The organism is Micromonospora sp. NPDC049047 (assembly GCF_040649135.1).
Classification (GTDB): Bacteria; Actinomycetota; Actinomycetes; order Mycobacteriales; family Micromonosporaceae; genus Micromonospora.
Genome location: NZ_JBEZEY010000001.1, coordinates 377683 through 396139, shown reverse-complemented (window position 1 = coordinate 396139; position 18457 = coordinate 377683). Strand labels below are relative to the sequence as shown.

Here is an 18457-nt window from a genome sequence, read left to right as displayed (position 1 = left end):
CCGGCCTCAGCGGGCGTGCCGTTCCGGGTGGGCGCGGTTCCACACCCGCATCCGCTCCGGGTAGCCGGTCCGGCCCGCCTCGTACAACGGCACCGCGTGTTTGCGGGCGATGGATCCCGCCGCCCGTGGCGTGCCGGTACGCCGACGGATCCACTCCCCGTCGTGGGCGATCGCCACCACAGTGGTGTCCGTGGCGGTGGTCTCCGGCTCCAGGTAGAACTCCACCCCGCGCCGGCTCAGGACGAACGCCTCAAGCGCGGCGAGGTCGTCCCGGGTCGCCTCGCGGTCCAGCTTCGTCGGGGTCGCCTCGGCACCCCGTGACCGGCGACTGAACCAGCTCATGCCCAACCCCTCTCCTCGACGCCCCGCAAGTGCAGCACCGATTCCTGGCAATACCCTGCACGCCGGATGGGAGAAAGCTGACCCGACGAGGGTGGAACCCGCCAGGCGTGGGCGGTGTCATGAGTGTGACCCGAACGGAGGTTCCCCTGGACGACGACGCACTCGTCACCCGCGCCCGCTCCGGCGACCTGGCGGCGTACGACCTCCTGGTCGCTCGGCACACCGCGTCCGCGTTCCGGACGGCGGTGCTGCTCGGCGCGGGCTCGGACGCCGAGGACGTCATCCAGGAGGCGTTCGTGAAGGCGTACCGCAAGTTGTCCCGTTACCGGGGCGAGTCGTCCTTCCGATCGTGGCTGCTCGCGATCGTCGCCAACGAGACCCGCAACCTGCACCGGTCGCGCGGCCGGCGCGACGGGCTCGTCCTGCGCGCCGCGGCGGCGGACCCGACCTCGGAGATCGCCGAGGACGGGGCGGTGGGTGCGGTTCTCGCCGGTGAGCGTCGCACCGCCCTGGTGCAGGCGCTGCGCCAACTACCCGTACGCGACCGCGAGGTGATCGTCTGCCGGTTCTTCCTCGACCTCAGCGAGGAGGAGACGGTGGCGGCCCTGGGCTGGCCGCGGGGCACTGTGAAGTCGCGCACGTCCCGGGCCCTGGCGAAGCTTCGCGGCCTGCTCGACCGGGAGGAGGTACGGCATGGCTGACCTGGAACGGGAACTGCGCGACCTGTCCGCCTGGCTGGAGACGCCCGAGCCGCCCGACGTGCGCGCCGCGGTCCGCGGCCGGCTGCGCCGACCGGCGCGGCGGTGGCGCCCGCTCGTCGCTGCGGTGCTCGTCGCCGTGCTGGTGGCGGTGTTGCCGCCGACCCGTGCCGCCATCGCCGACGCGGTCACCGGCCTGCTGCGCTTCGCCGGCGTGAGCATCGCCGTCTCGCCCACCCCGTCGTTGCCCGGTGGCGTCGCGTCGCCGTTGCCCGCGCAGCGGGTCACCGGGCTGCAGGAGGCCCAACGTGCGGTGCGGTTCCCGATCCGGCTACCGGCGAAGCTGGGCCCGCCCGAGCGGGTGCAGGTCGCCGACCCCGACCCGGCGGGCACCTGTCGGGTCGCGACGCTGCTCTATGACGGCGGCGCGCTGCGCATCGACGCGTTCGACGGTCGGCTGAATCTGTCCTTCCACAAGGAGGTCATGCCGGCGGGTGTGGGCTGGGTCGAGGTCAACGGTGGCTTCGCGGTGTGGGTGGACGGTCCGCACGTGCTGTCGTACGTGGACCGCTCGGGCCAGATCCGCCAGGAGACCGCCCGGCTTGCCGCCTCGACCCTGATCTGGGCGGACGGCGACGTGAGCTACCGGCTTGAGGGTGCCGTCAGCAAGGCCGAGGCGATCGAGATCGCCCGTTCGCTGCGCTAGGGGTCTGTTTCATCGGAGCTGGGAACCTGACGGGCTCGGCCGGTGTCCTGAAGATGCGAGAGGTTGTCGACGGGTACCGGAGGTAGAGATGGGTTCACGGGGCAGGTCGCTGCTGGCGGCATCGGTGCTTCTGCTGGCGGGGTGCGCGACCACGACCGGCGGCGGGTCGGTCGCGCCGACCACCACCGCGCCGACCACCACGCCGAGCAGCGCGGGCGCCGCGACCACCGCAGGCGCCGCGGGCGTCGCGGGCGCCGCGACGGGCTGCCACTCACGGGTCGAGACGACGTCGCTGCCCGACTGGGCGGACACCGGGTTCCACGGGGGCAGCAGTGGGCCACACGTCGTCGGGGCAAAGGGTGACATCGTGGCGGTGCTCTTCGCCCACCCGCTGCGCCAGGTCCGCAAGGACGGATCGAACAACAAGATCCTGTGGGTGGCCCGCGCCTCCACGACCTCACCCGACCCGACCGCACCGGCGGCCCTTGTCATCACCGCGACGCTTGACGGCACCGACACCCGGGTGACCCGGGAGGTCGCCGGCGGCCCCGGTCCGTCGATCATCGACATGCCGCAGGCCGGGTGCTGGCATCTCGACCTACGCTGGTCCGGGCACACCGACACGATGGACCTGGTCTACGCCCCCTGAGCCACCCCGGTGTGGCCAACGACGTCGAGCGAGGCGGGAGCGGCGACCTCATCGCCCGCTCCCGCCGCCACCGCCGCCTAGGGTGTGGTCGTGCCGATCACCTTTCAGCTTCCCGCGGATCGGGCCACGGCGGTGACGTTCGCGGTCTCGCCGATCGTGGAGTTGGCCTGGGCGTGGCACGTGCTCGTCGGCGTCGAGCATCACCCGGAGCGGGCGGAGTGGGCGGCGCGCGTCCTCGCCGAGTTGCCAGCCGACCTGGTCGCGGAGCTGAATACCTGGTCGTTCGCGGTGCGGGCGGTCCGCGCGACAGTGTTCGCGGATCCGACGCTGCCGCCGGCCCTCGACTGGGCGCAGGCGGTGGCGGCACTGCGCGCGATGCCGCCCGCCCAGTTCGCCGCCGCGATGCTCCGACCGCTGCTGCGGGTGGGCGGCCGGTCCGCCGACGTGACCGACCATCGCGTGGGTGCCGAGTTGATGGCGTTGTCCCGGGCGCGGGGCGCGGCCGCGACGCGGGCGGTGCGGCTGCTCCTGGAGCAGCCCGCCGCGGCACAGACCACAGTGGTCCGCCTGCTGCAGGGGTGCTGGGCGGCGTTCTTCGCGGCCGAGTGGCACCGGATCGAGCCGGCGCTCGCCGGTGAGGTGCGGGCGCGATCACGTACGGCCGCCCGTGGCGACCTGCCCGCCGCGCTGGCTGGCCTGTCTCCCGCCGTCGCCATCGGTACGGATGGCCGCGTCACCATCGACAAGGTGCAGAGCAAGTCGCTGGCGGTACCCGAACGGGGGCTGGTGCTGGTGCCCACCGTCTTCGGCGCCCCCCATGTCTACGTCGCCGACGAGGCGGGCCGTCCGGTGGTGGTGCACTACCCGTTCCCGCCGCCGGAGCACACGGCCGACCGGCGACTGACCCTGCGACGCCTCGACGTGCTCGCTCACCCGGCACGCCTGGAGGTGTGCCGCGCGATAGCCGTCGAACCCAGGTCCGCCCGGGAGATCGCCCGGCTCTGGCGCCTCGACGAGACCGCGGTGACCAAGCACCTGTCCGCACTGCGCGTCGCCGGTCTGGTCCGGGCCGAACGAGCTGGGCACTTCGTCAGGTATTCCCTGGAGGCGGCTGCCATCCAGGCGATCGGCGCCGACCTGCTCGACGTGCTACGTCGCTGATTGCCTGCCGAAGACGCGCAGACATTGGCTGCCGGCCGGCGGCACCCCCTACCGTGGCGGCCATGGTGACGCTCGACGAGACGCTGCGGCGGTCGACCGCCGAGCTGCCCCGGTACGTCATGACCGTCCCCGGCCACGAGCCGTACTGGCATGCCGCGGTGCACCTGGGTGAGCTGGCGGCGGCATGACGGCGCTGTACGTGGCGGCGGACATCCACGGTCACCGGTCCGAGTTCCGGGAGTCACTTCGCGAGGCCGGGCTCGTCGACCAGGCCGGGCACTGGTCCGCGGGTGACGCGCGGCTGTGGCTGCTCGGCGACTACGTCGACCGCGGCCCGGACGGTCTCGGCGTCATCGACGACATCCGGCGGCTCGCCGGCGCCGCAGCCGCGGCGGGCGGCCACGTCGGGGCGCTGTTGGGTAACCACGAGGTGCAGTTACTCGCCGCACACCGGTTCGGCAGCCGGCCCGTTCCCGGGTGGGACGAGCCCGGCGGGTTTCGCGGTGGCTGGGCCCGGTTCGGCGGACGTGAGCAGGACCTGCACCAGCTGACCCCGCAGCAGGTCGAGTGGATGACGCGACTGCCAGCGGTCGCTGTCGTCGACGGGTTCCTGCTCGTGCACTCCGACACCACCCGGTACCTGGAACTGGGATCACGTGTGGCCGCCGTGAACGCGGCGGTCGGCAGGGCGCTCGGCTCCCGCGCCCCCGCGGCATGGCTCGACTTCTGCGCTCGGATGAGCGACCGGGGCGCCTTTCGTGACGCCGAACCGGCCAGCCCCGACGACCGGGTGTCGATGATGCTGCGCACGCTCGGGGGCGACGTGCTCGTCCACGGCCACAGCACCCTCACCACGCACTTCGGCGTGGCGCCGTCGGATGTCACTGTCGCGCTGCGCTACGCCGACGACAGAGTCATCGCCATCGACGGTGGCGTCCATGAGGGCGGCCGGATCCTGCTCACCCGACTCCGCTGACCCTGGCTGATCCCGAGGCTAGGCTGCCCGACGTGCTCAAGGACGTGCGGACGGCGGCCCGCGACAACGCCGAATGGTGCGACATCGTCTGCGCCAGCCACGGGCTCACCGGCCAGACCGACGCCGACGCCTGGTCGGTCCCCCACCGCTCACCACAGTGGTACCCGGACGCTGTCACAGTGCGGCCGGGCGTCGCCGCCGTGGCGCTGCTGGCCCGGATCGACGCGGGGCCCGGGGCGTCGGTGAAGGACAGCTTCGCCGACCTCGACCTGTCCGGGTACGGGTTCCGGGTGCTCTTCGACGCGCGGTGGATCCACCGGCCACCCCTGCCACCACCTGTCGACCCCCCGCTGGACCCGGTCGGCACAGCCGACGAGCTGGCCGCGTGGGCGGCGGCCCACGGCGGTGGGGAGCTGTTCCGCCCCGCGCTCCTGGCCCACCCCCGGGTGCGGGTGCTCGCCCGCCACGACGCCCGGGGTGCGATCACCGGCGGAGCGGTGCTCAGCGGCGACGGCCCGTACGGCGTCTCCAACCTGTTCACCCGCACCGACGACTCCTGCGACATCTGGCGAGCGGTGTGCGCCACAGTGCCCGGCGCGCCGCTTGTCGGCTACGAGACCACCCCGGAGCTGGCAGCGGCGCTCGCCGCCGGCTTCACCGCCACCGGCCAGCTCCGCGTCTGGCTGCACGCCTGACGCTGCGGCCACTGGTGCCCGGCTGGGACAGCTATGCTGGGCGGCATCGGCACCGATCCGGCCATCACCGGGGAGCCTCCGGAAGAACGGGCAGCACAACGGCCCCAGTAGAACCGGACGTAGCGGCACGTCACGTCGCGAAATGAAGCGGCGCCCGCACGTCGGGGCGCAAGCGGGGTGGTACCGCGGAGTCCTGGCCATACGCCTGACACTTCGTCCCCGCGTGGGCAGTGCGCTGATGCCCGCGTGAGCGGACTGTGGAGTGTAGGGAGAACGTCGGTGCCGGACGGTCCGTCGAAGTCGCCATTCGTGCCACTGCCCACCAAGATCGACCTTGGTGGGCTGGACCGTGCGGTGATCGAGTGGTGGCAGGCCAACAACGTGTTCGAGCGGAGTCTGGCCCAGACGGCGGACGGCCCGCCGTGGGTGTTCTACGAGGGGCCACCCACCGCCAACGGCACGCCGGGCACCCACCACATCGAGGCGCGGGTGTTCAAGGACCTCTTTCCCCGGTACCGGACGATGCGGGGCTTCTCGGTGCCCCGCCGGGCCGGCTGGGACTGCCACGGCCTGCCGGTCGAGCTGGCGGTGGAGAAGGAGTTGGGGCTCGGCGGCAAGCCCGACATCGAGAAGATGGGCATCGCCGAGTTCAACGCCCGGTGCCGCGCCTCGGTGCTGCGGCACGTGGACGAGTTCGTCCAGCTCAGCGAGCGGATGGGTTACTGGATCGACCTGGAGCACCCGTACCAGACGATGTCCCCGGAGTACGTGGACAGCGTCTGGTGGTCGCTGAAGCGGATCCACGACGGCGGGCGCCTGGTGGAGGATTTCCGGGTCGCGCCGTACTGCACCCGCGACGGTACGACCCTGTCCGACCACGAGGTGGCCCAGGGGTACGAGACCGTCGCCGACCCGTCCGTGTACGTGCGGTTCCCGGTGCGCGGGGAGGTGGCCGGACACAGCGGTGTCGACCTGCTGATCTGGACGACCACCCCGTGGACCCTGGTGTCGAACACCGCCGTCGCGGTCCACCCCACGGTGACGTACACCCTGGCCCGCACCGAGCGGGGCACGTTCGTCGTCGCCGAACCGCTGACCCGGCGGGTCCTCGGCGACGAGGCGGAGATCCTGGCGACGGTCCCGGGGGCGGCCCTGGAGGGGTTGCGGTACGAGCGGCCGTTCGACCTGGTGGACATCCCGGACGCGCACCGGGTGGTCCTCGCGGACTACGTCACCACCGAGGACGGCACCGGCCTGGTGCACCAGGCGCCGGCCTTCGGTGCGGACGACCTCGCCGTCTGCCGCGCCTACGGGTTGCCGCTTGTCAACCCGGTCGCCCCGAACGGGCGGTTCGACGACGGCATCGACCTGGTCGGCGGGGTGTTCTTCAAGGACGCCGACGCGTTGCTCATCGACCGCCTCCGCAGCTCCGGCCGGTTGTTCCGGCACGAGCCGTTCGAGCACCCCTACCCGCACTGCTGGCGGTGCCACACCCCGCTGATGTACTACGCGCAGCCATCCTGGTACATCCGGACCACAGCGGTACGCGACGAGCTGACCCGGGAGAACGAGCACACGAACTGGTTCCCGGAGCACATCAAGCACGGCCGCTACGGCGACTGGCTGAAGAACAACATCGACTGGGCGGTGTCCCGCTCCCGGTACTGGGGCACCCCGCTGCCGCTGTGGCGCTGCCCGGACAACCACGTGACAGCTGTCGGCTCCCGCGGCGAGCTCGGCGAGCTGGCCGGCGCCGACCTGTCCGAGCTGGATCCACACCGCCCGTACGTCGACGAGATCACCTTCGCCTGCCCGGACTGCGGCCAGCTCGCCACCCGGGTACCCGAGGTGATCGACGCCTGGTACGACTCCGGCGCGATGCCGTTCGCGTCGCTGGGCTACCCCCATGTCCCGGGCAGCGAGGAGACCTTCGAGCGCAGCTACCCGGCCCAGTACATCTGCGAGGCGATCGACCAGACCCGGGGGTGGTTCTACACGCTGATGGCGGTGGGCACGCTGGTCTTCGACAGGTCCCCGTACGAGAACGTCGTCTGCCTCGGGCACATCCTGGCCGAGGACGGCCGCAAGATGAGCAAGCACCTGGGCAACATCCTGCTGCCGATCCCGCTGATGGACACCCACGGTGCCGACGCGGTGCGCTGGTTCATGGCCTGCTCCGGTTCACCGTGGTCGCCGCGCCGGATCGGGCCCGGTCCCCTCGACGAGATCGTCCGCAAGGTGTTGATGACCTACTGGAACACCGCTGCGTTCTTCTCCCTCTACGCGGCGAACTCGACGTGGGCGCCGCAGCTGGCGCAGCCGGTCGCCGAGCGACAGGTGCTGGACCGGTGGATCGTCGGCGAGGTGCACGCCCTCGCCGCGGCCGTTGACGAACGGATGCAGAACTACGACACGGCACGCGCCGGTCGACTGCTCGCCGACTTCGTCGACGACCTGTCGAACTGGTACGTGCGGCGCTCGCGGCAGCGTTTCTGGGCGGGCGACCCCAACGCCCTCACCACCCTGTACGAGTGCCTCGACATCCTCACCCGGCTGCTCGCGCCGTTCATCCCCTTCCTCACCGAGGAGGTCTGGCAGCAGGTCGTCCGGCGGGGTGCCGGATCGGCCCCGGAGTCGGTGCACCTGGCGTCCTGGCCCAGGCCCGACACCGACGTGATCAACTCGGAGTTGTCGGCCCAGGTGGCCACGGCGCGGGCGTTGGCCGAGGCGGGCCGGTCCGCCCGCAAGGCGAGCGGCCTGCGGATCCGTCAGCCGTTGAGCCGGGCGCTTGTGGGACTACCGTCCGGCACCGTGCTCCCGCAGGCGTTGCTCGACGACATCGGCGACGAGTTGAACGTCAAGGTCCTCCAGCCGCTCGATGCCCAGAGCGGGATCATCGACGTACGGGTCAAGGCGAACTTCCGGACGCTGGGCCGCCGGTTCGGCAACCGCACCCAGCACGTCGCGCAGGCCATCGCCGCGGTGGACCCGCGGGAGCTGGTCGACGGGGTCCGGGCGGACGGGACGTTCCCGCTGACTGTCGACGGGGCGCCGGTGGAGGTGGGCCTGGACGACATCCTGATCACGGAGGTGCCGCGTACCGGTTGGGTGGTGGAGTCCCAGCGCGGGGTGACGATCGCGCTGGACACCGAGGTCACCGCCGAACTGGCGGCCGAGGGCGTCGCCCGCGACGTCGTACGCCTCGTCCAGCAGGCCCGCCGCGACGCTGATCTGGAGGTCTCCGACCGGATCACGGTGACCATCGCCGCGCCCGCTGATGTCGCGGCGGCGATCTCGGCGCACCAGAAGCTCATCGCGCACGAGACCCTCGCGCTCGGGCTCACTGTGGTGGACGCGGTGTCGGAGGGTTTCGCCGGCACAGTGGGTGACGGTCAGGAGATCGTGGTGCACGTCGTGCGGGCCTGAGCGACGCCGGGCCGGACGGTCACCGCAGCCGGGCCAGCTCCTGCGGGGTCAGCCGCAGGGCCCCGGCGGCCACGTTCTGTGCCAGGTGGTCCGGGTCCGTGGTGCCGGGGATGGCGAGCACGTGCGGGCCCTGGTGCAGCGTCCAGGCCAGGCGTACCTGCTGCGGGGTGACGCCGTGGGCGCGGGCGACGGCCTCGACCGCCTCGCTCTGGGTGGCGCTCGCACCCTTCTCCCGGCCGGTGCCGGCGAGGGCGAAGAACGGCACGTAGGCGATGCCCCGCGCACCGCAGTCCCGGACGAAGTCGTCCTGCTCGCGGTAGGCGTCCACCCCGTAGTTGTTCTGCACGCACACCACCGGCGCGATGTCGGCCACCTCGTCGAGGTGCTCGGGCCGGACGTTGGAGAGCCCGAGGTGCCGGATCAGCCCGGCGGCCCGCAGCTCGGCGAGCGCGCCGAAACGATCGACGAGCGGCACCCCGCCGACGCCCCGACCGAGGCGCAGGTTCACCACGTCGAGCTGGTCAAGGCCGAGCCGACGCAGGTTCTCCTCGACCTGGGCGCGCAACTGCGCCGGGGTGAGCGCCTCGGTGAAACCCGCCTCCGGGTCGTACCCGAAGCCGACCTTGGTGGCGATCACCAGGTCGTCCGGGTACGGGGCGAGCGCCGCGCGGATCAGCTCGGTGGCGTAGCGGGCCGGGCCGGTGCCGACCCGCAGGGTTCCGCCGGGTGAGACGTAGAACGCGGCGGTGTCGATGTGGTTGACGCCCAACTCCACGGCGCGGCGCAGCAGCGCGACCGCCCGGTCCCGGTCCGGGTTCGCGGTGATCCGCATGGAGCCGAAGCCCATCCGGCGTACGGTGCGGTCGCCCAGGGTCCAGGTGCCCGCCGCAGCGGCGGTGATCTCGTGGGTTGACATTCGGCGACCCTAGCCAGGGCGGGTACGCGGCGCAGTCGGCCGCGCACCCGATACCGCTCGGCGGTGTTCTGGGTTAGTTTTTGTTGGCTGCCGGAGCCGGCTCGGCGGTGTGCGGCGGGCGCAGCACCGGCACCAGCAGCAGTGTCGGCAGCAGCAGCAACGGCACCACCAGCAGGGCGCGCAACGTGCCGACCTCGTCGCCGAGCAGCCCCAGCAGCGGCGGCCCACCCAGGAACGCGGTGTAGCCGATCACCGCGACCACGCTCACCCGCACCGGCGCGTGCGCCTCCTCGTCGGCGGCGGCGCTCATCCCGACCGGGAAGCCCAGCGACGCGCCGAGACCCCACAGCGCGACGCCGACGATGGCCAGCGGCCCCGAGCCGGCCAGCACGGCCAGGCCGGCACCGACCACGGCGAGCCCGATGGTGCCGGTGAGCACCGGCACCCGACCCCACCGGTCCAGCGCCACGGTGCCCGCGGTGCGCCCGGCGGTCATACCCACCACGAAGACCCCGAAGACCGCCGCGCCGGCTGCCTCGCTCAGGTCCCGTCCGTCGATGAACGCGACGGCCAGCCAGTCGTTGGCGGCACCCTCGGTGAACGCCGCCACCAGCACGAACAGCCCGATCAGCAGAGTCCGCGGCTCCCGCCAGGCGGCCAGCTGCGCTCGGCGGCGGGCCGCCGGGGTGGCGTCCGCCGGGTCGCCGGTGTGATCGCCGACGGCGGGCAGGAACGTCCGGGAGGCGAGCGCGGTGCCGACCAACACGACCACCGCAACCGCGACGAGGTGCGTGCCGACCGCCACGTCGAAGCGGGCCGCACCGGCGCCGAGCCCCGCCCCGGCCACCGAGCCGAGGCTCCATCCGGCGTGGAAACGGGGCATGATCGTACGACCCAGGCGCCGCTCCACCGCCGCGCCCTCGACGTTCATCGCCACGTCGCAGGCACCGGAGCCGTAACCGAAGGCGACCAGGCCCAGGGCCACGACGGCGAACGACCCGGTCATCGTGGCGCCCAGTCCCGCCACGGTCAGGCCGACCGCGACGAGCAGGGTGGCCACGGTCACGGTGCGGGCCGCGCCGAGTCGCTGGGCGAGCAGACCTGCGGTGGGCATGGCGAGCAACGCGCCGACGCTCATCGCCAGCAGCAGCAGCCCGAGCCGGCCGGCGGAGAGGTCCAACGCCTCCCGGACCGCTGGCACGCGCGAAAACCAGCTGCCGACGGCCAGCCCGTTGAGGGTGAAGGTGACAGCGACGCCGTTGCGGGCGATCAACACCGCCCGCGAGGGCGGTGCGGTGTCCGGGGCTACGGCTCTGCTGGTGGGGGCGCTCACGGGAACTGACCTCTTTCTCGGAGTGATCTCCTGGCACGATCGCACACCTGAGAGCGCTACCACCACAAGCGGCTACCGCCCCCTTATCGCTGTCGGACCGGCCGGGCATGATGTGAACAGGCGTTTGTCCGACCGGACGGGTCGCCGCGGGGAGGCAATGATGACGGCAGCGGCACAGCGACCGGCCACTCTCGAGGACGTCGCCCGGATGGCCGGGGTGTCGCGGTCCACCGCCTCGCGGGTGATCGCCGGCACGGGCTTCGCCTCGCCGGCAGCCCGGGAACAGGTCACGGCAGCCGTTGACCAGCTCGGTTACGTGCCGAACCCGGCCGCCCGGGCGCTGGTGCGTGGCGGCGGTGGCGTACGACTGGTCGTGGCCGCCCAGGCGGCCAGCGCGGCGGTGCTCGACGACCCGTACGTCCACCAGGTGGTCGGCTCGGCCGCCCGGGTGTGCACACCCGCCGGAGTCGGGGTGGCGTTGCACTGGCTGCCGCTCGGTGATCCCCGCGGCCTGCACCAGCTCGCCGGGGACCGCAGCGTGTGCGGGGTGATCCTGGTCAACACCACCGAGGACCTGCTGGCGGCGGTGCCCGGGTCGCTGCGCGGCCGGGTGGTCTCGATCGGGGTCGGCTCGGCGACAGTGCCGTCCTTCGACGTCGACAACACCGCCGGCTCGGACGCGGTGCTGCGCCACCTGTACGCCACGGGTCGCCGCCGGATCGCCATGGTGACCGGCCCCCGGTGGCTGCCCTGCGCGCAACGCCCCGTGCAGACGTACCGTCGGCTGATGCGCCAGGCGGGCCGGCCGGCGTGGGAGATCAGCGGGGACTTCACGGCGGCGCGCGGCCGGGTGGCGGCCGGCGAGGCGCTGCGGCGCTGGGCGGACGTCGACGCGATCTACGCGATCAGCGACGAGACCGCGCTCGGCGTGATGGCCGGGCTGCGCGACGCTGGTGTACGGGTGCCCGGCGACGTCGCGGTGGCCGGCTTCGACGACATCCCGCTGGCCGGGATGACCGCCCCGGCGCTCACCACGGCGAGCCACCCGGTCGGGCGGATCGCCGTCGCCGCGGCGACCGCCCTGCTGGACTGGCGTCCGGCCCCTCCGGTGACCCTCTTCCCGTCCACCCTGGTGGCCCGGTCCAGCGCCTGATCCCGGCCGGCGGCGGCTCGCCGCGCCTCCCGCCGCCGACCGGTGCCGCCGGCTGCCGCTCACCACCGCACCCGCGTCGGGCCCGGGCGGACGTCAGATGGCGGGGAGGCCGAGGGCTTCGTCGACGCGGGCGAGGACGGCGGCGTCAGCCTCCGGGTTGACGCCGCGCAGCAGGTCGATTGCGGTTGCCCGGACCTGGCCAATGATCATGGCGAGCGGGAGGGTCGGCGTGGCGCCGAAGAGCTGCCCGGCGATGTGCACGGCGGCCAACGCCGACTCGTCGGCCCGGCTGCCGTGCCGGTCGGCGGTCTCGTCCTGGCCGTCGAGGTCGGCGGCGAGGGCGGCACCGGCCTGGCGGACGGCCTCGGCCAGGGATCGCAGAGCGGCACCCAGCTCGGGCGGTGCCGGGGTGTGCAGCCGGCTCAGCGTCACGCCCGCGCGGGCCAGCACCCGGACGTTGCGGACCGCGTAGTCGATCTGCCGGATCGACTCGTCCACCGACCTCAACCGACCGATGTGCCGGCGTCGACGGACGTTGAGCCGTAGCGCCTCAGCGGCGGCCAGCACCTTGTCGCGCAGCCCGTCCACCCGGGCGTCCATGCCGCGGGCCTGTGTCAGCGCCGCAAACGCGGCGGCCTCGTCACCGTTGTCCAGCGCGTCGGCGATCTCACCGAGCAGCCCGGCGAGTTCGTCGAAGGTTCGCCGCACCTCGGCGACAAGCGGCGCGAGGGGGTGCCGGGCGTCGACGAGCAGGCTGATCGCGAGCGCGACCGCGCCGCCGACAAGCGCGTCGACGAAGCGGAACGGCACCAACGAGGCGTCCGGCGGGGCGACCACCACCAGGTAGAGCGCGGAGACCGCAGCCTGCACCAGCGTCACACCGGTGGCGCCGAAGGCCACCGCGAGGACGACGGTGAGCAGGATGACGGTGCCGACCGTCCAGGTGCTGCCCGGGCCGAGTGCCTGCACCACCAGGTCCGCGACGAGCACCCCGGCGGCGACCCCGAGCACGACCTCGACGGCCCGGCGAATACGTTGCCCGCGGGCCTGACCGAGCACGATCAACGCTGCGGCCGGCGCGAAGAAGGGCTGCGGATGCCCGAGCAGCCGGGTGGCCAGCAGCCACGCCACTGTCGCCGCGGCGGTCGCCTCCAGCACCGGCCGCCAGCCGTGCCGCAGCCGCTCACCGGCCGTTCGCAGCCGTTCACCGGCCGTCCGCAGCCCACCGAGCCTCACCATCGCCACCCTCCTTTCCCCCACTGGCCGGTCGGCCGCGAAACCAGCCCGGCATCCACGCCGCCAACCCGCCCGCTCCCGACCGGCCCGCTCCCGGCCTGCCCGCTGCCCAACCCGCCCACTCCCGACCCGCCCACTCCCCCACCCGCCCACTCCCCCACCCGCCCACTCCCGACCCGCCCGCTCCCCAGCCCGCCCACTCCCCACCCGTCGCATCCGCCGTCGACCGGCATAGGGTCCCGCGTCGCCTTTGGAGTTGATGTCGTAAACGGATCGCGCCTGATGTCGTAGACGATTCAGCTCCAAAGCGTCGGCCCGAGGCACCGCTGCGCCAGTCCACGACATCCCGTGGCGATCGTCTCCCATCACGGGACCGACCTGCTCACCGGGGCTGCGCCGCGTAAGCACCGTGCCCGCACCGCACCGCACCGCGAACGTGCCGCACCCCGGCCGCCACCGCGAACGCGCCGGGCCCGCGCCACGCCACCCGCGCCGCGGGTCGCGCTGCGTGGCATGGCCCACCACGCCGACTGGCGACCTCCCGCCGGCTAGGACGTCTCGGTGAACGCCGCGGTGTAGTCGGGCGCGGCGAGGAACCGGGTCAGCACCTCCTGGGTGCCCGGCGTCCAGGGACGACCGTTGAGCACCTCGTCGCCGGGCACGAAGACCATCGCCGCGCCCTCACCGAGCACCACGTCCTCCTGTCGGGCCCGGGTGCGGCCGAGAAAGTAGTGCATCTCCCGGTCCAGTTCGGGATTCGGCTGCACGGCGATCGGGCGCAGCGGCCCGTCGGCTCGCAGGCCGGTCTCCTCCCACAGCTCCCGCTCGGCGGCCTGCTCCGGCGTCTCCCCCGCCTCCGCGTGGCCGCCGGGCAGCCCCCACACGTCCGGGTGGTGCATCGCGTCGGCGTCGCGCAGTTGCAGCAGCAGCCGCCCGTCGGGGTCCACAAGAAGCACACACGCGACAACAATCACCTGGTCAGCTTAGGCAGGTGCGCCGCCCCGGTACGCCTGCTCCCCCACGGTCACCAGTCGTGCGGCCTCGGCGGCGTCGCCGAGCATGCCGCGCAGGCCAGCGGCGTAGGCGGTCTCGGCGGTCACCCCGAGCTGGGCACTGCCCCACGCGGGGGGATCACCACCGTGAAATTGTTCTTGGCCCAAAGCTCCAGAGTAGTCATTTGCGCCCCGATTCACCTCGGACACATATGACAGTACGTCGGTACAATCGGCGACTACCTTGTGACTGATCGCTGACTGCTCATGGTGAAATGGATCACACACACTGAGCCCATGAACAGGAGAGTCAACCGCGGTAAGGCACTCCGCGTCGCGGTGTGCCTCCTGCTGGTCGCCGCGCTGAGCGGGTGCATGCAACTCAACATGGGGCTCACCGTCAACGCCGACGACACAGTCGACGGGCAGTTGCTGCTGACCGCCGAGAAGTCCCTGCTGACCTCGCGAAACAAGAACATCCCGGCGGCCTTCGCAGAGCTGCGGCAGAACATTCCCGCGCTGCCGGCCGGGGAAGAGACCGGTTACCAGGACGACAAACTGTTCGGCTCCCAGATCAGTTATCACAAGGCACCGCTGGCAGGTTTTGACACGGAGAGCGTAAAACTGGTCCGAGACGGTGACTTGTACCGTTTCACGTTGCCGCTCGATCCGTCGAAATACGGCGGAAAGGTGGCACAGCAGAATCCTCAGCAACAGCAGGCGTTCCTCAAGCTGATGTCGTTCGAGATCTCGGTGACATTCCCCGGCCGGGTGATCGACAGCAATGGCACTGTCAACGGCCGGTCGGTTAGCTGGAAGGTCGACCCCAACCAGGACAAGCCGACCGAGCTACGCGCCGTCGCCGAGGCGCCACCTCGACCGTCGACCTCGCCGGCCGCCGCCGCTGACGACGAGGGCGGCATCGGATGGCCGCTGATCGTGGGCGGTGCGCTACTCCTCCTGCTGTTGCTCGCCGCGGTGGGCGTACTCCTGCTGCGACGTCGACGCCCCACGGCGCCGGCCGCCCCCGGTCCAACCTCGCCCGGACCGACACCGCCGGGCCCGCCCGCCGGCGCCCCGGGGCCCGGTTGATCCATCCGGTGGCCGGCACAGCCGGCCACGTCCGGCCCCGGCCGCCCCGAGACGACGGCGACCGGCCCCGGTGCTCCCTCTGGGCGGCACCGGACCTCACCACCACCACATCCCGGTCGCACCATCGCAGAAAAGGGGGATCGTCATGAACGATCTCTTCACCTGGGCAGCCCTGGGGACCATCGCCGGCGCGAGCGCCGCCACCCTGCTCGCCACAAACGTCATCGGCGGACTGATCGGCCCCAGCGGCGACAAGCTCCGCAAGTGGATCGCCATCGCCATCGCGCTCCTGCTGTCCTACCTGACCGCGGCGTTCGCCGACGACGCCGGCGGCGAGAAGTGGATCATCGCGTTCTTCAACGCGCTCGTCATCTTCTCCGCCGCGCTCGGCATCAACCAGTTCCCGCCCGGCAACCGGCAGGCGACGCCAACCCAGGTCGCCAGCGGTCGCGAGCCCCGGGTCTTCCGGTCCTGGGTCTGAGGGGGGTCGTCATGGTCTTCGGAGTTCTCAGCGCGGCGATCCAGGTCATCCTCGGCGCCCTGTTCGGCTTCCTCGCCGGCGGCCCGATCGGCCTCCTGGTCGGCGCCGTCGTGGGCCTGCTGACCGGCGCGGTCTTCGGCTGGGCGGTGGCCTCCGCCGGGGTGTACGCGGCGGACGCCCGCGGCATCTTCCTCTTCGTCGTCGACCACACCTGGAGCCTGCTCAACACGGTCGTCGGCGCCATCTACCTGGGCGTGCACCTGATCTTCGGGCACTCGCTGGACCGGCCCACCTCGGCCGGCAGCGGCCGGGTCTGCGTGGTGGAGGGGGTCTCGCCCCGCTACGCCACCACCATCGGCACCGTCTGCGCCGGCGCCAGCTCCGGCATCCAACGGCACGAGGACGTGCACATCTTCCAGGGCCGCCTGCTCGGCCCGCTCTACATCCCGCTGGTGCTGGCGAACTACGTGCTGTTCACCATCGCCCCGGTCTGGCTGCTCTACCACGACCACGCGAACGCCCCGATCAACAGGTTCACCAGGTACTTCGAGATCGGCGTCTACCCGCACGTGTGGAACGAGGCCATCGCGTACCGGATCCAGGGCAGCCCGCCGCGATGAGCGACCACGGGCGCGGACCGATCGAGACGGCCACCGCCGAGTTGGCCGCCTGGCTGACCAGCGCGGCCGGTGAACCCGTCCCGATCGGCCCACCCGGCACCGGCGGCGACACCCCGGACCTCACCCTCTGGCCGCTGGAGCTGCGCCCGGCCCAGCAGACCCGTTGCAGCGGCGCGGCCCGCGAACCGTACCGGTTCACGGTCCGCTACCTGCTCTGCGTGACCGGGCCGGCCGGGCTGCCCCGACTGGACCGGGTGCTCACCGCCGCTACCACCGACGGCAGGTACCCGGTGGTCCTGACGGCTGGCGACGCGGCACTGTGGACGGCGTTGGGCGCGGCACCGCGCCCGGCGCTGCTTGTCGACGTGCCCGCGCAGGTCAACCACCCGACCCCGGCCGCACCGCCGGTCCTGCGACCGTTGCGGCTGCGGCAACTGGAGATGCGCACCCTCACCGGCCGGGTGGTCGGCCCCGAGGACCAACCCCTCACCGCGATGCGGGTCGAGCTTCTGGCCACCGGGTCCGCCACCCGCACCGACACCGACGGCCGGTTCCAGCTCGTCGGCGTCCCGCACGACCCCGAACACCCCGGCCCGGCCCGGCTCCGGCTGAGCGGGCGCGGGCTCGTCCTCACCGCCGACGTCGACCCCGGCGACGCCGACCTCGTCATCGTCTGCGCGCCCCCGACCCACTGACGCCCACCCGCACAGGAGGACCGATGCCCAGTTACTTCTCCCCCGGCATCTATGTCGAGGAGGTCCCCAGCGGCGCCCGACCGATCGGCCCGGCGAGCACGAGCATCGCCGCCTTCGTCGGAGTCGCTCCGAACCGCGACGCCCAACTGGGCCGGGCGGTGCCGGTCAACAACTGGACGGAGTTCCTGCGGCTCTTCGCCGACGGAGAACGGCTGGAGAGCACCCCGCTGGCCCGGGCGGTCTTCGGCTTCCTGGACAACGGGGGCGCCCGCTGCTGGGTGGTGAACGTCGGCGAGGGCGGCGCGATCACCGGCACCGGGCAGCGTCGCGGTGGCCTGCAACTGCTGGAGGCCATCGACGAGATCTCCATCATCGCCGCACCCGGCTTCCACGACGTGGTGTCCCACGAGGCACTGCTCAGCATGGCCGAGCGGACCCGCACCATGGTCGCCATCTGCGATCCGGCGCCGGACATCGACGACATCTCCGCGTTGACCCGGGTCGCCACGCCGTCCTCCGGCAAACCCGCCAAGCCCGCCGAGGGTACGGGCGGCGGTGCGGCCGGTGGTCCCGGCGGCGGCACCGCCCAGCCCGGCGGCTCCGGGGGCCACGAGGGGGCAGCCTATCGGCCGCGGCAGTCCGAGTTCGGCGCCTTCTACTACCCGTGGCTGCGGGTTCGCGACCCGATCAGCGGCGAGTTGGAACTGACCCCGCCGAGCGGGCACCTGGCCGGCATCTGGGCCCGCACCGACGCGCTGCGCGGCGTGCACAAGGCACCGGCCAACGAACCCGTACGCGGGGCCGTCGACCTGGGCTACCTGGTCACCCGGCCGGAACACGACGTGCTCAATCCCAAGGGCGTCAACGTGATCCGCTACTTCGCCGGTGAGGGCATCCGGGTCTGGGGCGCCCGTACGCTCGCCGCCGAGGCCAGCGAGTGGCGTTACCTGAACGTCCGGCGGCTCAGCATCGCCATCGAACAGGCAATCGCCAACGGCACCCGGTGGATGGTCTTCGAACCCAACGACTTCACCCTCTGGCGCTCGATCCGGCGCGACATCGGGGCGTTCCTCACCCGGGTGTGGCGCGACGGGGCGCTGCTCGGGCGCAGCCCCGAGGAGGCGTTCTTCGTCAAGTGCGACGAGGAGACCAACCCGGCGGACGTCCGCGACGCCGGCATGGTGATCGCCCACATCGGCATCGCCGTGGTCAAGCCCGCCGAATTCGTGGTGTTCAAGCTGAGCCAGTGGGCCGGCGGCACCGAGACCGAGACGATCGGAGGCTGA

General features: G+C 72.4%; 20 protein-coding genes. 14 read left to right on the top strand and 6 right to left on the bottom strand.

Annotated elements, in window-relative coordinates; genetic code table 11:
* Positions 1-6 precede the first annotated feature (6 nt).
* A complete protein-coding gene (locus AB0B86_RS01710; protein ID WP_355032578.1) occupies positions 7-342 on the bottom strand; it encodes a hypothetical protein in 336 nt (111 codons plus the stop codon).
* Between the two features lie 119 nt (positions 343-461).
* On the opposite strand from AB0B86_RS01710, the gene AB0B86_RS01705 reads away from it, so the two are divergent.
* The 8 genes from AB0B86_RS01705 to ileS all read left to right on the top strand — a co-directional run bounded on the left by AB0B86_RS01705 (position 462) and on the right by ileS (position 8653).
* Positions 462-1043 (top strand): RNA polymerase sigma factor, encoded by a 582-nt coding sequence (locus AB0B86_RS01705; RefSeq protein WP_357411835.1) that lies wholly within the window; start codon positions 462-464, stop codon positions 1041-1043.
* A complete protein-coding gene (locus AB0B86_RS01700) occupies positions 1036-1746 on the top strand; it encodes a hypothetical protein (RefSeq protein ID WP_357411836.1) in 711 nt (236 codons plus the stop codon). The genes AB0B86_RS01705 and AB0B86_RS01700 overlap by 8 nt, the downstream gene beginning before the upstream one ends.
* An 88-nt stretch (positions 1747-1834) precedes the next feature.
* Positions 1835-2395 carry a hypothetical protein gene (locus tag AB0B86_RS01695; RefSeq protein ID WP_357414875.1) on the top strand — a complete coding sequence of 187 codons (561 nt, stop codon included), beginning with the start codon at positions 1835-1837 and terminating at the stop codon, positions 2393-2395.
* A gap of 90 nt (positions 2396-2485) precedes the next feature.
* Positions 2486-3556 (top strand): DUF5937 family protein, encoded by a 1071-nt coding sequence (locus AB0B86_RS01690; RefSeq protein WP_357411838.1) that lies wholly within the window; start codon positions 2486-2488, stop codon positions 3554-3556.
* A gap of 62 nt (positions 3557-3618) precedes the next feature.
* Entirely contained in the window at positions 3619-3744 is a 126-nt protein-coding gene (locus AB0B86_RS01685) for a hypothetical protein (RefSeq protein WP_357411839.1), read from the top strand.
* The gene (locus AB0B86_RS01680; RefSeq protein WP_357411840.1) at positions 3741-4532 is read left to right on the top strand and encodes a metallophosphoesterase; all 792 of its coding nucleotides are present in this window, start codon (positions 3741-3743) and stop codon (positions 4530-4532) included. The genes AB0B86_RS01685 and AB0B86_RS01680 overlap by 4 nt, the downstream gene beginning before the upstream one ends.
* A 32-nt stretch (positions 4533-4564) precedes the next feature.
* A complete protein-coding gene (locus tag AB0B86_RS01675) occupies positions 4565-5227 on the top strand; it encodes a hypothetical protein (protein WP_357414873.1) in 663 nt (220 codons plus the stop codon).
* Between the two features lie 279 nt (positions 5228-5506).
* Positions 5507-8653, top strand: coding sequence for an isoleucine--tRNA ligase (gene ileS / locus AB0B86_RS01670; protein WP_357414872.1), 3147 nt, complete (start codon positions 5507-5509; stop codon positions 8651-8653).
* 19 nt (positions 8654-8672) lie between these two features.
* Here the strand turns inward: ileS and AB0B86_RS01665 are convergent, their stop codons facing one another.
* Together AB0B86_RS01665 and AB0B86_RS01660 are read right to left on the bottom strand one after the other, a co-directional pair.
* Entirely contained in the window at positions 8673-9569 is an 897-nt protein-coding gene (locus AB0B86_RS01665) for an aldo/keto reductase (RefSeq protein ID WP_357414870.1), read from the bottom strand.
* A gap of 73 nt (positions 9570-9642) precedes the next feature.
* Positions 9643-10902, bottom strand: coding sequence for an MFS transporter (locus AB0B86_RS01660; RefSeq protein ID WP_357414868.1), 1260 nt, complete (start codon positions 10900-10902; stop codon positions 9643-9645).
* A 160-nt stretch (positions 10903-11062) separates the two neighbouring features.
* Between AB0B86_RS01660 and AB0B86_RS01655 the strand changes: the two genes are divergently transcribed.
* The gene (locus AB0B86_RS01655; RefSeq protein ID WP_357411845.1) at positions 11063-12055 is read left to right on the top strand and encodes a LacI family DNA-binding transcriptional regulator; all 993 of its coding nucleotides are present in this window, start codon (positions 11063-11065) and stop codon (positions 12053-12055) included.
* A 93-nt stretch (positions 12056-12148) separates the two neighbouring features.
* On the opposite strand, the gene AB0B86_RS01650 is transcribed toward AB0B86_RS01655, so the two are convergent.
* The 3 genes from AB0B86_RS01650 to AB0B86_RS01640 all read right to left on the bottom strand — a co-directional run bounded on the left by AB0B86_RS01650 (position 12149) and on the right by AB0B86_RS01640 (position 14451).
* The gene (locus AB0B86_RS01650; protein ID WP_357411846.1) at positions 12149-13294 is read right to left on the bottom strand and encodes an FUSC family protein; all 1146 of its coding nucleotides are present in this window, start codon (positions 13292-13294) and stop codon (positions 12149-12151) included.
* 545 nt (positions 13295-13839) lie between these two features.
* Positions 13840-14265: an NUDIX domain-containing protein gene (locus tag AB0B86_RS01645; protein ID WP_357411847.1), complete on the bottom strand. Its 426-nt coding sequence runs from the start codon at positions 14263-14265 to the stop codon at positions 13840-13842.
* 9 nt (positions 14266-14274) lie between these two features.
* A complete protein-coding gene (locus AB0B86_RS01640; protein WP_357414866.1) occupies positions 14275-14451 on the bottom strand; it encodes a hypothetical protein in 177 nt (58 codons plus the stop codon).
* Positions 14452-14580: 129 nt separating this feature from the next.
* Here AB0B86_RS01640 and AB0B86_RS01635 point away from each other — a divergent pair, with 129 nt between their 5' ends.
* From AB0B86_RS01635 to AB0B86_RS01615, 5 genes are all read left to right on the top strand, one after another.
* On the top strand, positions 14581-15375 hold the full coding sequence (locus AB0B86_RS01635) for a DUF3153 domain-containing protein (protein WP_357411848.1): 795 nt from the start codon (positions 14581-14583) through the stop codon (positions 15373-15375).
* Between the two features lie 145 nt (positions 15376-15520).
* The gene (locus AB0B86_RS01630) at positions 15521-15856 is read left to right on the top strand and encodes a hypothetical protein (protein ID WP_357411849.1); all 336 of its coding nucleotides are present in this window, start codon (positions 15521-15523) and stop codon (positions 15854-15856) included.
* Between the two features lie 11 nt (positions 15857-15867).
* Complete coding sequence (locus AB0B86_RS01625) at positions 15868-16476, top strand: glycine zipper family protein (RefSeq protein ID WP_357411850.1); 609 nt, start codon at positions 15868-15870, stop codon at positions 16474-16476.
* Positions 16473-17171 carry a carboxypeptidase-like regulatory domain-containing protein gene (locus tag AB0B86_RS01620; protein WP_357411851.1) on the top strand — a complete coding sequence of 233 codons (699 nt, stop codon included), beginning with the start codon at positions 16473-16475 and terminating at the stop codon, positions 17169-17171. Before AB0B86_RS01625 ends, AB0B86_RS01620 begins: the two co-directional genes overlap by 4 nt.
* Before the next feature lie 23 nt (positions 17172-17194).
* The gene (locus tag AB0B86_RS01615) at positions 17195-18457 is read left to right on the top strand and encodes a phage tail sheath subtilisin-like domain-containing protein (protein WP_357411852.1); all 1263 of its coding nucleotides are present in this window, start codon (positions 17195-17197) and stop codon (positions 18455-18457) included.